Annotated in this window: 15 protein-coding genes; 8 read left to right on the plus strand and 7 right to left on the minus strand. The window is 60.1% G+C overall.

Annotation, left to right across the window (positions count from 1 at the left end; all coding sequences use genetic code 11):
• Positions 1 to 571 precede the first annotated feature (571 nt).
• From EV660_RS02225 to EV660_RS02235, 3 genes are read right to left on the minus strand one after another with little or no spacing between them, the layout of a single operon-like run.
• A complete protein-coding gene (locus tag EV660_RS02225) occupies positions 572 to 1,348 on the minus strand; it encodes a LamB/YcsF family protein (RefSeq protein ID WP_071482299.1) in 777 nt (258 codons plus the stop codon).
• Positions 1,345 to 2,364, minus strand: coding sequence for a 5-oxoprolinase subunit C family protein (locus EV660_RS02230; protein WP_071481578.1), 1,020 nt, complete (start codon positions 2,362 to 2,364; stop codon positions 1,345 to 1,347). The genes EV660_RS02225 and EV660_RS02230 overlap by 4 nt, the downstream gene beginning before the upstream one ends.
• A complete protein-coding gene (locus tag EV660_RS02235; protein WP_071482298.1) occupies positions 2,364 to 3,122 on the minus strand; it encodes a 5-oxoprolinase subunit B family protein in 759 nt (252 codons plus the stop codon). Before EV660_RS02235 ends, EV660_RS02230 begins: the two co-directional genes overlap by 1 nt.
• 264 nt (positions 3,123 to 3,386) lie before the next feature.
• Here EV660_RS02235 and EV660_RS02240 point away from each other — a divergent pair, with 264 nt between their 5' ends.
• Positions 3,387 to 3,827: a winged helix DNA-binding protein gene (locus EV660_RS02240; protein WP_071482297.1), complete on the plus strand. Its 441-nt coding sequence runs from the start codon at positions 3,387 to 3,389 to the stop codon at positions 3,825 to 3,827.
• A gap of 14 nt (positions 3,828 to 3,841) precedes the next feature.
• Here EV660_RS02240 and dxs read toward each other — a convergent pair whose 3' ends face one another.
• Genes dxs through EV660_RS02260 form a run of 4 tightly spaced genes read right to left on the minus strand, consistent with a single transcriptional unit; the run spans position 3,842 to position 7,847 of the window.
• Positions 3,842 to 5,758, minus strand: coding sequence for a 1-deoxy-D-xylulose-5-phosphate synthase (gene dxs, locus EV660_RS02245; protein WP_071481577.1), 1,917 nt, complete (start codon positions 5,756 to 5,758; stop codon positions 3,842 to 3,844).
• A gap of 45 nt (positions 5,759 to 5,803) precedes the next feature.
• Positions 5,804 to 6,679 carry a polyprenyl synthetase family protein gene (locus EV660_RS02250; protein ID WP_084635006.1) on the minus strand — a complete coding sequence of 292 codons (876 nt, stop codon included), beginning with the start codon at positions 6,677 to 6,679 and terminating at the stop codon, positions 5,804 to 5,806.
• Positions 6,676 to 6,915, minus strand: coding sequence for an exodeoxyribonuclease VII small subunit (locus tag EV660_RS02255; RefSeq protein ID WP_071481576.1), 240 nt, complete (start codon positions 6,913 to 6,915; stop codon positions 6,676 to 6,678). Before EV660_RS02255 ends, EV660_RS02250 begins: the two co-directional genes overlap by 4 nt.
• The gene (locus EV660_RS02260) at positions 6,912 to 7,847 is read right to left on the minus strand and encodes a histone deacetylase family protein (RefSeq protein ID WP_071481575.1); all 936 of its coding nucleotides are present in this window, start codon (positions 7,845 to 7,847) and stop codon (positions 6,912 to 6,914) included. The genes EV660_RS02255 and EV660_RS02260 overlap by 4 nt, the downstream gene beginning before the upstream one ends.
• 130 nt (positions 7,848 to 7,977) lie before the next feature.
• On the opposite strand from EV660_RS02260, the gene EV660_RS02265 reads away from it, so the two are divergent.
• The 7 genes from EV660_RS02265 to EV660_RS02295 all read left to right on the plus strand — a co-directional run bounded on the left by EV660_RS02265 (position 7,978) and on the right by EV660_RS02295 (position 14,375).
• Positions 7,978 to 9,459: an AMP nucleosidase gene (locus EV660_RS02265; protein ID WP_071481574.1), complete on the plus strand. Its 1,482-nt coding sequence runs from the start codon at positions 7,978 to 7,980 to the stop codon at positions 9,457 to 9,459.
• A 153-nt stretch (positions 9,460 to 9,612) separates the two neighbouring features.
• Positions 9,613 to 9,903: an HU family DNA-binding protein gene (locus EV660_RS02270; RefSeq protein ID WP_071481573.1), complete on the plus strand. Its 291-nt coding sequence runs from the start codon at positions 9,613 to 9,615 to the stop codon at positions 9,901 to 9,903.
• A gap of 211 nt (positions 9,904 to 10,114) precedes the next feature.
• Positions 10,115 to 11,029, plus strand: coding sequence for an MBL fold metallo-hydrolase (locus EV660_RS02275; RefSeq protein WP_232727308.1), 915 nt, complete (start codon positions 10,115 to 10,117; stop codon positions 11,027 to 11,029).
• 1 nt (position 11,030) lies between these two features.
• A complete protein-coding gene (locus EV660_RS02280; protein ID WP_071481571.1) occupies positions 11,031 to 11,984 on the plus strand; it encodes an MBL fold metallo-hydrolase in 954 nt (317 codons plus the stop codon).
• A gap of 78 nt (positions 11,985 to 12,062) precedes the next feature.
• Positions 12,063 to 13,220 carry an amidohydrolase gene (locus EV660_RS02285; protein ID WP_071482295.1) on the plus strand — a complete coding sequence of 386 codons (1,158 nt, stop codon included), beginning with the start codon at positions 12,063 to 12,065 and terminating at the stop codon, positions 13,218 to 13,220.
• Between the two features lie 94 nt (positions 13,221 to 13,314).
• Positions 13,315 to 13,737, plus strand: coding sequence for a universal stress protein (locus EV660_RS02290; protein ID WP_071481570.1), 423 nt, complete (start codon positions 13,315 to 13,317; stop codon positions 13,735 to 13,737).
• Positions 13,698 to 14,375, plus strand: a complete 678-nt coding sequence (locus EV660_RS02295) for a 5'-methylthioadenosine/S-adenosylhomocysteine nucleosidase (RefSeq protein WP_232727307.1) — start codon at positions 13,698 to 13,700, stop codon at positions 14,373 to 14,375. The genes EV660_RS02290 and EV660_RS02295 overlap by 40 nt, the downstream gene beginning before the upstream one ends.
• The last annotated feature ends 10 nt before the right edge of the window (positions 14,376 to 14,385 follow it).

The raw sequence follows: 14,385 nt of genomic DNA on the forward strand, positions 1-14,385 counted from the left end.
ATGGTTCCTGCGCCCTATGCGATGCTTTCACGAGAGGTGGCTCTGCGGGACTATCTCGCCGCTCAATTGTTCTCTGCGCGGAGTCAAGGCCGAAGGCCGCCGCGACTCAAAGGGCCGCCCCCACGGCACGACAATTGGGCTGCCACCTGCGCAACGATCTGATCCTTCGCGGATTTGGCCAGCATAAAGTGCTACAGATTAAACGGTGGATCGCCGCACCGCGGCCCGACGCTGCGCGGCTTGTCGAAACCATCCACCGTCCGCAACGCCCGCCAAGCAGCCATAGGGTTCCTTGTGTCAGGCGGCGAACACTCGTGTTGGTTGCACGACGCAAGGTGCAACGTGACGGCTTGCAGGGCCGAGTTGGTGCTCGATCATTGTGTGGCGATATGGGACGGCCTTCGGACTTGAGGCCGCCCAGTCGAGCCCTCTAGCCGAAATGCCGCATTTCAGGTCGTGCAGCACCATGCTGAAGGGTTTGCGCGGGCTATGCCATCCATGACGCTTGCGCAGCTTCTCCACTAGCGCGCGTCAGGCGCGACCCAAAGTCGGGTCTGAAACTGTTGCAGCGTCAAGACGCATATTCGCCATCGAAGCGACGCAGCATGACCCCCGCGCCCTCGATCGCGCGCCGGAGTGCCTTGGCGAGGGTGACAGATTGCGGCGTGTCGCCATGCAGGCAGATCGTATCAATCTGTGCGGGCAGATGTGTGCCTTGCGCGGTGATAATCGCGCCAGCTTGCAACATGGCCAGAACCCGCGCGCAGACCTGATCGGGATCATGGATCACTGCGCCATTCAGGCGGCGATCCATCAGCAAGCCATCTTCGGCATAGGTGCGGTCGGCAAAGATCTCATGCGCCATGCGCGCGCCCAGCGATCTGGCCGCGAATGCCTGTTGCGTGCCCGAAATCACCATCAGGATAATGTCAGGGTCAACCGCAAGCGCGCCTTCATAACAGGCCTGCGCCAATGTCGCATCTTCGGCGGCCATATTCGCAAGCGCCCCATGCAGCTTCAGGTGGCGCACGTGCCCGTCTGCCTTGCGCGCCATCGCCTGCGCGGCCCCCAACTGATAGGCCACCATGTTGCGGGCCTCTGATGGGGCAATCTGCATCCGCCGCCGCCCAAAGCCTTGCAGGTCTGGCAGGCCCGGATGCGCCCCGATACCCACCCCGTTCTCGACTGCCTGTGCCATCGCCTGCGCCATCACATCAGGGTCGCCAGCATGAAAACCACATGCGATATTCGCCGATGTGATCACTTGTAGCAGGGCAGAATCTGCCCCCATAGGCCAGGGGCCAAAGCTCTCGCCCATATCTGCATTCAGGTCGATCCGTGTGATCATGGCTTGCATCCCTCCAGTTCATCCCCGCGCGTCACCCCGCTGACAAGTTGATAGGCCAGAAGGTCCGGTATGTCATGCAGGTTGCGGATCAGGGGGCGCAATGCGCGCCCCAACCCGTCGCGTCGGTCGGCCTCGGCACGTTCCAGTGCGATTGCATCTTCCATACTGACAAAGGCGAAATGCAGGTCCGCATGGGCGGGGGCTTGAACAAGGCGCGGCAGATCACAGGGCAGCACAGTGCCAATACGGGGATAGCCGCCAGTGGTCTGGCATTCGGACAACAGGACAAAGGGGGCACCATCCCCTGTGATCTGCACATCGCCGGGGACGATGGTTTCCGACAGAATGCTTAGCCCGGTATCCGCTCCGAAACCTTCGCTAGGGCAGACAAGGCGCTGCCCCATCCGGTTAGCGCGGGCATCCTTGCGAAATGCGGTCTGGGTGAAGCGGCTACGCTGTTCAGGGCTGAACAGCCTTGTCTGTGGCGTTTCGACCAGTCGCAACAGGCCGCCGTTGAAACGGGGCAGAGGGGTGAAGGTCATGCCGGTGCGACTGCCGCTATCAGGACCAAGCGCCAAGCTGTCTTGTGCCACAAGCATCCGCCCGAGCTTTGCCGCCAGATGGGCCGAACGCGCGCCCAGCATAACTGGCGCATCAATTCCTCCGCCGAAATGGACATAGCTGTAGCCGCCTTCGCTGCCTGACAGCTCCAGCCTCGCCCCTCCGGGCAACGCATGGCTTGCATTCCAGACAAGTGGCGCACCATCGCAAACTGCGCGCATGGGGGCACCTGTCAGGGCAATTCGTACAGGTGCGCTGACCTCCAGGTTAAGGAAACTGCCCGCAATTTCCAGCGCGGCCAGTTCGGTGGGCTGGTGCAGCAGCGCGGCCCCCTCAGCAAGGGCAAGCCGATCTGCCGCGCCCCCGCGCGACAAGCCCTGTGACAGCCACCCCTCGCGCCCCAAGTCCTGCACGGTGACTCCGGGGCCAGCACGGTGCACATATATTTTGCGCATCAATCCGCCATCTGCGATGTTGCGCCGCCCAAGGTGTCATTGCGGCGGATATTCTCGAATTCTTCGCGCGTGACAGCGACAAACTGGACATCATCGCCGGGGCGCAGGGTGAAGGGTTCGGGCTGGTCTGGTCGGAACAGGGGCAGCGCAGTTTGTCCCACATGCCGCCATCCTGTCGGGGTGCTAACAGAAAACAGCACCATCTGACGAATGGCCACAGCAAGCGCGCCTTCAGGCACCTGTGGGGTCAGGCCCGTCTGGCGTGGAATGTCCCATTCCGGGGGCAATTGCCCCAGATAGGGCTGGCCGGGGGCAAAGCCGATCGCCTGCACCCGCAGCGGTTCGGCACAAAGCGCTGAAATGGCCTGATCAGGGGAAAGCCCTGCCATTGCGGCGGCTTCGTCCAGTTGCGGGGCAAGTTCCGTGCCAAAGACCGCAGGGACATGCCACAGGGTGCGACCAGTCGGAAGTGTCGCCATATACCAGTCATCCTCGTGCAGCAAAGCGTCCAGCGCGGCCCGCATTGCCGCGTGATCCGTCATGCGCAAATCAAAGCGCAAATAGACCGATGCCAGTGATGTCGAGGTTTCCAGAACGCCTTGAAGATCCGCATCTTCAAGCGCCTTTCGAAATGCGAGCGCCGCGCGATTGGCCGCCTCGTCAAGCCTGTCACTGAAGCAGACCAGCATCCCGTCCACGCCGATTGTGTGAACCCTCGGCCAGTGCAACGTATCTGCTATGTCAGGAAAGGGTGTCATGGCTGCAATCCAGCAAGAGGTTTGGCGCATGCAGGGCAACGGTTCATGCAGAAAATACATTTACAAACTATCGACAAATTGTCAATGTAATATCAGAATCAGATTTCGGGCAAGCAAGAGCCTGTCTGAGTATGTGGAGAATGCCTCATGTCCGAATTCCCGGTTCCTGACCCATCTGTCCGGAAGCTGGCAGAGGTTCCCGATATTGGTCCTGTGGTCAGTTCTGCGCATCTGGCGCAATCAGCGCTGCCCGCGCTGTCAGAGTTGGAATTTGCGCTGACAATGGCCAATCATGCCTTTCAGCGCTGGACCGTGCGCTGCATGACAGCGGCCGGATTGCCGGGGCTGTCGCCGCTGGAAATCTTGATCGTGCATCTGGTCAATCACCGCGAACGCCCCAAGACGCTTGCCGATATTTGCTTGATCCTGAATATCGAAGACACCCATCTTGCAAATTATGCCATCCGCAAGCTGGTGGGGCACGGGTTGGTGCAATCGGGCCGAAAGGGCAAGGAAAAGGCCATCAGCATCACGCCGAAAGGGGCTGATCTGTGCACGCGATATGGCGAAATCCGCGAAGCGCTGCTGGTTCAGGCGGCGCGGCAATTGGGCCACGATCAGGGTGACCTAAGCCGGATTGCGGCGCATTTGCGCGCCCTGTCGGGTGCCTATGATCAGGCCGCAAGGGCTGCCGCAGCGCTTTGATCGCGCGGTAGGCGCTATGCCTGCTTGCCCAGCTTGGCAACGCCCAGAACTTCCAGTACCTTGGCTTCGATATGCGGGGCATTCATTGCGGCTATATCATACATTGCGCGCGGGCTGGCCTGATCAATGAAGATATCGGGCAGCACCATAGAGCGGAATTTCAATCCATGATCAAACACGCCTTCATCCGCCAGTAGCTGCGCCACATGGCTGCCAAAGCCACCGACTGCGCCTTCTTCCACGGTGATCAGCGCCTCGTGTGTGCGGGCAAGCTGCAAAATCAGATCGCGGTCCAACGGCTTGGCAAAGCGCGCATCAGCGACAGTCGGCGTGACTCCTTTGGCGCCAAGTGCTTCGCAGGCTTTGAGCACTTCGCCAAGGCGGGTGCCAAAGGACAGGATCGCCACGCGCTTGCCCTGCCTGATCATGCGGCCCTTGCCGATTTCCAGCGGCACGCCGCGTTCGGGCATCTCGATGCCCTCGCCCTCGCCGCGTGGAAAGCGAAACGCGATTGGGCCATCATCATGGGCCACGGCCGTGGCGACCATATGCATCAGCTCTGCTTCATCGGCAGCGGCCATGACCACGAAACCGGGCAGATTGGCCAGATAGGCCACATCGTAACTGCCAGCATGCGTCGCGCCATCCGCACCGACAAGGCCCGCACGGTCAATGGCAAAGCGCACAGGCAGGCGCTGGATCGCCACATCATGCACAACCTGATCATACCCGCGCTGCAAGAAGGTCGAATACATCGCGCAAAACGGTTTCATTCCGCCTGCGGCCAGCCCTGCGCAGAAGGTCACCCCATGCTGTTCGGCGATGGCGACATCAAACATGCGCTTCGGGAAATGTTTGGCAAACAGGTCCAAGCCGGTTCCATCGGGCATGGCGGCGGTTACAGCCACGATCTTGTCGTCGCGCTGGGCTTCGGAAATCAGACTTTCGGCGAATACCTTGGTATAGCTGGGGGCATTCGACGGTGTCTTGTGCTGTTTGCCGGTAACAACGTCGAACTTGGCGCGCGCATGGCCGCGATCGGCCGCGCCTTCGGCGGGGGCATACCCCTTGCCTTTCTTGGTCAGGACATGCACCAGCATCGGTTCATCCGCACGCTCGCGCAGCGTACGGAACACCCAAAGAAGCTGGTCCAGATCATGCCCATCAATCGGGCCAAGGTAGTTGAAGCCCAGCTCTTCAAACAAGGTGCCGCCGATTGTCACATGCTTGAGCAGGTCTTTCGCGCGCCTTGCACCTTCCTGAAGGGGGCCGGGCAGAAGGGACAGCGCCCCTTTCATTGCATGCTTCAGGTCCTGTGCAGGCTTGTCGACATAAATCCGCGACAGGTAGCTGGACATTGCCCCAGTTGGCGGGGCGATGGACATTTCATTGTCATTAAGGATAACAAACATCCGCTTGCCCAGATGGCCTGCATTGTTCAGTGCCTCAAACGCCATGCCCGCGCTGATAGAGCCGTCACCGATCACGGCAATCGCATCGCCCAGTGCAGGGTCCGGCGCGCCGCCCAATTCGCGTGCCATAGTAAAGCCAAGTGCCGCCGAGATCGAGGTTGAGCTATGCGCCGCGCCGAATGGGTCATAGGGCGATTCAGAACGCTTGGTGAAGCCCGAAAGCCCGCCTTGCTGGCGAAGCGTGCGGATCCGGTCGCGCCGTCCGGTCAGAATCTTGTGCGGGTAGCACTGGTGCGACACATCCCAGATCAGCCGGTCGCGCGGCGTGTCGAACACGGCATGCAACGCCACTGTCAATTCGACAACCCCAAGGCCAGCGCCCAGATGCCCGCCAGTTTCGGACACGACAGAGATTGTTTCGGCGCGCAGCTCGTCCGCCAATTGGTGCAACTCTCGGTCATTCAGACCCTTGAGATCGGCAGGTGTGTTGACCTTGTCCAGAAGCGGGGTTTGAACCATGTTTGCACCTTTATTCCCGACGCGTCACATTCGCGCGCCCGTCCGTCAGTTGCTGCGGGCGATAACGAATTGCGCGGCCTCGCGCAACTGCTGTGCATCATCGCCGTAGGTTTGCAAGGCATCCTGCGCCTGCGTGATCAGGTCGCATGCGCGCATCTTCGCCCCCTCCAGCCCCAGTTCCGAAACGAAGGTGGCTTTGCCTGCGGTCTGGTCCTTGTTCAGGCGCTTTCCAGCCAAGGCTGCATCCCCCTCGACATCTAGGATGTCATCAGCAATTTGAAAGGCCAACCCAAGTGCGCGGGCATAATTGGCCAGATGTGACGGGTCCGCCCCCGCCATCCGTGCCCCCGCACAGGCAGACCATTCGATCAATGCGCCGGTCTTACCCGCCTGCAATGCCGTGATCGCATCCAGCGACAAGGGGGCAGATGCGGTTTCAGCGGCGATATCCAGCGCCTGACCCAGTACCATGCCGCCGCCGCCCGCGGCCTGCGCCATGGAAGCGATCAGCGCCAACCGCGCGTCAGGGGTGGGCGCAGCATCGCCCCGCGCGAGCAGGCCGAAAGCAAGGCTTTGCAACGCATCGCCCACCAGAATAGCCGTTGCTTCATCCCATTTCACATGAACGGTGGGCTGGCCGCGGCGCAGATCGTCGTCATCCATGGCGGGCAGGTCATCATGCACCAGCGAATAAGCGTGGATGGCCTCGATCGCGGCGGCGGCCTGAACGGCCATTTCGGCGGGGATGTTATGCAACCGCGCGGTTTCCAGCACCAGAAAGCCGCGCAATTTCTTGCCGCCGCGCGCAGCATAGGCCATCGCCGCACGCACGTTGCTTTCGGGCAGGGCCGCAATTTCGGCCTGAAGCCGCGCCTCGGTCAGCTGTGCCGCGACTTCCAGCGCCGTGGTGAACCCGTTCATGCCGAGAAGGGCTCCGTGCCTTTGGGGGTGCCGTCTTCGGACAGGCGGATCGCCTCGACGCGCATCTGTGCCTCATTCAGGCGGGTTTCGCAGTGTTTCTTCAACTCTGCCCCGCGTTCATAAAGCGTGATCGACTGGTCCAGCGGGACATCGCCACGTTCCAGACGCGTGACAATTTCCTCCAACCCGCGCAGGGCGTCTTCAAAGCTCATCTCGGCAACAGGTTTGTCACTCATGCGCCCTTCTCCATCAAGACACGGATATGCGCTGCGACACTTCGGCCCAACGCATCGAGGTCATAGCCCCCTTCCAGCACCGAAACCAGCCGCCCCGCGCAGTGGCGCGCGGCAATGTCGCATAGCGCGCCGGTAACCCATGCGAAATCATCCTCCAGCAACTCCAGCTGCGCCAAGGGGTCGTCGCGATGTGCATCGAACCCGGCGGAGACAAGGACCAGTTCGGGCGCAAAACGGTCCAGTTGCGGCAAGACCATGTCTTCATAGATGCGGCGAAAACTGGCCCCGTCCGTGCCGGGGGGTAGGGGAATATTCATCACATTGCTGAATGCGCCACGCTCTTCCGCCTTGCCAGTGCCGGGCCAGAGCGGCATCTGATGGCTGGACACGAAGAAGGCGCGCTGTTCATCCCACAGCAGATCCTGTGTGCCATTGCCATGATGCACATCGAAATCCACAACCGCGACACGCTGCAACCCGTGGCGTTCCATCGCATGACACGCCGCAATCGCAACCGTCCCGAACAGGCAAAACCCCATCGGTGTGGCGCGTTCTGCGTGATGGCCGGGGGGGCGCAGCCCGACAAAGGCGTTTTGTGCCGTCCCTTCCATGACCAGATTAACCGCTTGGCAGGCCCCGCCAACGCCGCGCAGTGCCGCGTTCATGGAACCGGGTGAAACATGCGTGTCGGCATCCAGCTGGTAGATTCCCGCCGCCGGCAGGGCTTTGCGAATGCGGCTGATATATTGTTCGGGGTGGCACAGCAAAAGCTGGTCTTCGGTCCCAAGGGGCGCATCCAGCCGCATCAGCCCGGCAAATTCCGGTGCATTCAGGGCAGAGGCAATCGCCGTCATCCGGGCAATTTGCTCGGGGTGGCCAGCGGGGGTCTGGTGGCTAAGGGCATCGGGGTGGGTAAGATATGCTGTCGTCATGGCGTGAAGCTAATCTATTGGAACAAGCGGGGGAAGAGCGATTCTGTGCTATCTGATGCTTGTCGCTTACGCGTGGGAATGCCAGTGTCAGACATGGGCCACGACGCCGGAGAGAGTAAGGGAAACGCATATGTCATCAAATAAAACACTGTCCATCCTGACCCCGCCCGCGTCCGAGCATCGCTTCATGACAGACCCGGACAAGGCGGTGGCCTGTCTGGAAGAGCTTTATTCCAACGCAACGCGGTTTCTTGTCGAAGCGTTCAACCGCGTCGTGAGTGGCGAGAAAACCTCGGCGCGGTATCGTGCGTTCTATCCCGAGATCAGGTTCTCGACATCGCGCTATGACCAGATCGATTCGCGCCTGAGCTTTGGCCATGTGTCAGAGCCGGGCAGCTATGCGTCTACCGTGACGCGCCCTGACCTGTTCCGCCATTACTTGCGCCAACAAATCGCATTGCTGATGCAGAATCATGGGGTGCCAGTCAGCATTGGCCCCTCGATGACTCCAATTCCGCTGCATTTCGCAATGGCCGGTCGCGGCGATGTCAGCCTGCCTGAAAATGGGGATCTGGCGCTTTCCCTGCGGGACCTGTTCGATGTGCCAGATCTGGCCACAACCAATGATGACATCGTCAATGGCGAGCGCGCGCAAAATGATGATGGCTCGCGCCCGCTGGCATTGTTCACGGCGCAGCGCATAGATTATTCGCTCGCGCGGCTGGCGCATTACACAGCGACAGAGCCGGAGCATTTTCAGAACCATATCCTGTTTACCAACTATCAGTTTTATGTGGACGAGTTCGAGGCCTTTGCGCGGGATCAGTTGCGCGACCCCGATAGCGGCTACACCGCCTTTGTCGCGCCCGGCAATTGCGAACTGACCGACCCGGATGGCGAAATACCCGCCCTGCCGCGCTTGCCACAAATGCCGACCTATCACCTCAAGCGGCCGCATGGGGCGGGGATTACGCTGGTCAATATCGGGGTCGGGCCATCGAATGCGAAAACCGCCACGGACCATATCGCCGTGCTGCGCCCACATGCATGGCTGATGGTGGGCCATTGCGCGGGGTTGCGGAACTCTCAGGCGCTGGGCGATTTCGTGCTGGCCCATGCTTACCTGCGCGAAGACAATGTGCTGGATGCCGATCTGCCTGTCTGGGTGCCGATTCCTGCGCTGGCTGAAATTCAGATTGCGTTGCAGGATGCCGTGGCGCAGGTCACGCAACTGGAAGGTTATGCCCTCAAGCAGATCATGCGCACGGGCACTGTTGCCACAATCGACAACCGGAACTGGGAATTGCGCGACCAGTCCGGCCCGGTCCAGCGACTAAGCCAGTCGCGCGCGATTGCGCTGGATATGGAAAGTGCCACCATTGCCGCGAACGGTTTCCGCTTTCGTGTGCCCTATGGCACATTGCTCTGCGTCTCGGACAAGCCGCTGCATGGCGAGTTGAAACTACCGGGAATGGCGTCGTCTTTCTACAAGACGCAGGTTTCGCGTCATTTGCAGATCGGGATTCGCGCGATGGAGCTGTTGCGTGAAATGCCGCTGGAGAAAATTCACAGCAGAAAACTGCGCTCGTTTAACGAAACAGCCTTTCTATAGGGGATTTTTTCTGAGGTTTTCTACGAAAAAGCGACTTTTTATGCTTATGGGGTGATTGCCTGTTGGTGAAATCTAGGGCTAGATGCGCCCCGCAACGATAAAGTTGAGTGGCGCATAGCTTTGCCGCCGAATAAAATAACAAAGGAGTACGAGATGACCGCTAAACCGATGACCAAGACCCAACTCGTCGCAGCATTGGCAGAAAAGATGGATGCCGACAAAAAGACTGCTACCGCTGCACTGGATGCGGTTGCGGAACTGGTCATGCAGGAAGTGTCTGCCGGTGGCGCGATCACGCTGCCCGGAATAGGCAAGATCATGTGCCGCGCCCGCCCAGAGCGTCAGGTCCGCAACCCCGCTACAGGCGAGACTATGACCAAGGCAGCAGACAAGGCAGTGAAGGTCACAATCGCGAAAGCCCTGAAAGACGCGGTCAACGGCTAAGTCCCGATAAAATTCTTTGAAAAGGCCACCCGGTTTCGGGTGGCCTTTTTCGTAAAAAGCCCTTCGGCCGCCGTACCAACATATATCGGCCCTTGCATCTGTCACAAAGACGGACCACAGTTGGGGTACAATTTGATGCGCTCTCCCTCGCATCCGCTACTGCAACGCATGACAAGTTCATGCGCCTTTGCGCATGAGGGAGAGGAAGGCAATGAAAAGACGCAGCTTTATGCAGAGCACTGGCGCAGTGGCGCTGGCGATGTCCCTGCCACGGCAGCTTCAGGCAAGAACCACATGGCAACAGGACGGGACGCGCATAGACATGCTGTCCGACGGGTATCTGGAATTGCCTGCGGACATGATGCTGGAGAATATGCCACAGGATGAACTGGCGGAAATTCTGGCCCGTTATGACCTGAATAGCGATCAGCTTGAACCACCCTGCAATCTGGTGCTGCTGCGCGATGGGCCGCGCGTTGTCCTGTTTGATATTGGCGCGGGGCCGGATTTCATGCCCTCGGTTGGTCATATGATGCAGGCGATGGAATCCTTGGGTGTCAGCCCAGATGACATTACGCATCTGGTCATAACCCATGCGCATCCCGATCATATCTGGGGACTGCTGGATGATTTCGATGAACCCATGCTGCCCAATGCCGAGGTAATGATGGGGCGCGCAGAATGGGAGTACTGGATGGACCCCGACACGGTCGAAAGCATTGGTGCCGCGCGGCAATCCTTTGCGGTGGGCGCACAGCGGCGACTGGTCGAGGTGCAGGATCATGTGACCCTGTTCGATGATGGTGCCGAAGTGCTGCCGGGTGTCGAAGCGATATCGACCCCCGGTCACACGCCCGGACATATGTCCTTTGCGCTGAACTTTGCAGGGCAGCAGTTGATTGTTACTGGCGATGCGCTGGTAAACCATCATCTGGCATTTGAGCGGCCCGAATGGCTGTCTGGGTCTGATCATGACCTTGAACAGGCCGCGCAAACACGGCTGCGCCTGCTGGACCGGATCACGGCAGATGATCTGACAATCCTTGGCTTCCATCTGCCCGAGGGGGGCATGGGCCGCGCCGAACGGCTGGCCGAAAACCGTTATCGCTTTCACGCAGGAGCTTAATATGAAACCAATATCAGCGATTTGCGCCGTTGCATGTCTTTGGGCGGGCGTTGCTCTGGCCTCAGAGGATATTCCCGACAAGTACCCTCAGTCCGTCCTCTATAACAAACCGGTAGAGGTGATCCCGAATGTCTGGACATCCATTGGTGCAACAGCCCCGCCCACTTATGAGAATTCAGGCCATAACAATAACCTGAGCTTCATCATCACAGGGGAAGGCGTCGTGGTCGTCAATTCGGGCGCGTCCTATCAGATTGCGCAGGCGCTTCACGAAGAAATCCGCATTCGGACCGATCAGGACGTCATGCTGGTTGTCGCTGAAAACGGGCAGGGCCACGCCATGCTGGGCAATAATTACTGGATCGATCAGGGCGTCCCCGTTCTGGCCCATGTCGATGCGGCGGCAGAGTTCGAGAAAGATTCCGGTCAGGCATTTGCCAGCCTGCAAAACTACGCGCGCGAGAAATCCGAGGGCACCGTTCCGATGCAACCGACCGAAACATTCGAGGATCGGGTCGAGTTGACGATGGGCGATTTTCGTATCGAAGTGCTGCATCTTGGCCCTGCCCACAGCCCCGGTGATACGCAGGTCTGGCTGCCCGAACAGTCGCTGGTGATCGCGGGCGATATCGCCTTTCATGAACGTATGCCCCCGATCTTTGAGGGGACCTGCACATCGTGCTGGATTGATACATGGGAGAATGCGTTTGAACCGCTGGGCGCAACCTATGTCATTCCGGGCCACGGCCACCCCACCAACATGGCACAGGTGCGCCGCTACACGCATGACTATCTGGTCTGGTTGCGTGCCCGAATTGCCGAGCATATCGACGAGGGAGGCGACCTGACGACAGCCTATTATGTCGATCAGTCGCCCTATATCCAGCTTGATACCTTTGAGGAACTGGCAACGCGCAATGCTGGCGTTGTCTTTGCCGAGATGGAGTGGGAATAACCGACGATCGGCCCTGCGCGCAGGTTTTGTGCGCAGGGCTGCTGGACTTTGTCCATCGGGCGCGCGAAACAGGGCGACATGAACACCTGCACCCTGACAGATACCCAGATAGCGGCGCTCACAGCGTTGCGCCGTCGTTTGCATCAGCATCCCGAAGTTTCCGGCGACGAAGCTGGGACTGCTGCTCTCATTCGTCAGTTTCTGCGCGCAACATCCCCCGATCAGATCATCGAGGGCCTTGGCGGGCATGGTCTGGCGGTTGTTTATGATAGTGGGCATCCGGGGCCAACTGTGTTGTTCCGCGCCGAACTGGATGCCCTGCCTATCCAAGAGCAGACAGGTCTGGACCACGCCTCGGCTATTCCCGGTGTGGCTCATCTGTGCGGGCATGACGGGCATATGGCCATACTTGCGGGGCTTGGTTTACGGCTGGCGGATAACCGGCCAGCACATGGGCGGGTGATCTTGCTGTTCCAACCCGCCGAGGAAACCGGCGCGGGCGCACGTGCCGTGTTAAATGACCCGCGGTTTGCAGCGCTGCGCCCCGACTGGGCCTTTGCCCTGCACAATATGCCGGGCATGGCGCTGGGTTCGGTTGCCGTGGGGGCAGGGCCTGCAAGCTGCGCCTCGGTCGGATTGCGATTTCGCTATCAGGGGCGCGAAGCACATGCGTCACTGCCGGAAACGGGGGCCTCTCCTGCGGCTGCACTGGCGGGGCTTATGGCATGGGTGGCGCGTCACTCTGTTGCACCGGCAATGGGGCCGGATTTCCGGCTGGCGACATTATGTCATGTGAACATGGGTGTGCCTGCTTTCGGGATTGCCCCCGCGCAGGCAGAGGCATTTGTTACCCTGCGCACAGTGGACGACAACGGGCTGGAGGCATTTGTTCAAGACATCTCAACCTCGGCGCAGGAACATGCCGATGGGGTGTCGCTGGAAATCAGCCGCCACGACCATTTCAATGCAACCCGCAATGACCCGCAGGCCGCTACCCATGTCACGCGCGCCTGTGAAGCCTTGGGCGTGGCGCGGGGTGATTTTGCCTTGCCCATGCGCGCCTCGGAAGATTTTGGTGCGCTGAGTGGCGCCACTCGCACCGCCCTGTTCTTTCTGGGTGCGGGCGAAGGGCATCCGGCCTTGCATAACAATGACTATGATTTCCCTGATGCGCTGATACCGACGGGTGTTTCTGTGTTCTCCCGAACGCTGCAAGAGGTCTTGCACGATAACTAAGGGCATAAAGGCAGGGTGCAAACTGCAAGGGCTGGTCATTCGGCGTTTTTCCTGCTCAGAATGGGAGATAAGCCCCGCACAGAGAGGACCGCATATGTATTCTCACATTCTGGTAACTGTCGCCTATGAGGCAGAAAAAGATGCCGCCCCATCGCTGGAGATTGCGAAAGCGCTGCTGGCACCGGGCGGACAGATCACCTTGATCCATGTGATGGAACCTGCACCTGTTTTCGCACTCAGCTACCTGCCCGAAGGCTGGCGCGACGAGATGCACGACGCGATCGAGGCCGATATGCGCCGCATGGCCGAAGGTTTGAGTGGTGCCGCGACTGTCGTGGCGGAGGGGGACGCGGCGCATGAAATTCTGGAACATGCGCGCGCCCAGAGGGTGGATTGTATCGTCATCGCCTCGCATCGTCCCGGCACCCAGAACCTGTTGCTTGGCTCAACCGCGAGCAAGGTTGTAGCGCGTGCGCAATGCGCGGTGCATGTCGCGCGCAGGCCACCGGCCAGATGAGTGCATGTGTGATCACGTCCTTCGGGCGCTATCGTGTCCTGTTCCTGATGGCGGCAGAGGCAGAGTATGGCCCCGCCTTGCGCGCGCGATTCACCCCGGTCATGACCGGGGTTGGCCCGGTCGAGGGGGCGGTGTCCACAGCGGCCACGCTGGCGGGTTTGCAGGCGACGGAAGGGCTGCCTGATCTTGTCGTCTCGCTTGGCTCTGCCGGGTCGGCGCGGCTGGAACAATGCGCGGTCTTTCAGGCGCATACGCTGGCTTACCGTGATATGGATGCCACGGCGCTGGGGTTCGAGAAAGGGGTGACGCCCTTTCTGGACCTGCCCGCGCGCTTGCCGCTATCCTACCAGATTGCCGGTCTGCCCGCCGCCAGCCTGTCAACTGGCGCCAATATCGTTTCTGGCGACATGTACGGGACGATTGCGGAAGATATGGTCGATATGGAAAGCTATGCCGTGCTGCGCGCCTGTCAGCGCTTTGATGTGCCGTTGATTGCCTTGCGCGGCATATCGGATGGCGCGGCACCGCTGGAAGGGCTGCATAGCTGGACCGAATATCTGCATATCATCGACGCGCGTCTGGCCGAGGCTGTGGACAGGCTGCGCGCGCAGCTTGAGGCGGAAAACCTGCCGGGCTGAGAGGATGTGC

This window comes from Roseinatronobacter bogoriensis DSM 18756 (genome assembly GCF_004366635.1).
GTDB classification, from domain to species: Bacteria; Pseudomonadota; Alphaproteobacteria; order Rhodobacterales; family Rhodobacteraceae; genus Roseinatronobacter; species Roseinatronobacter bogoriensis.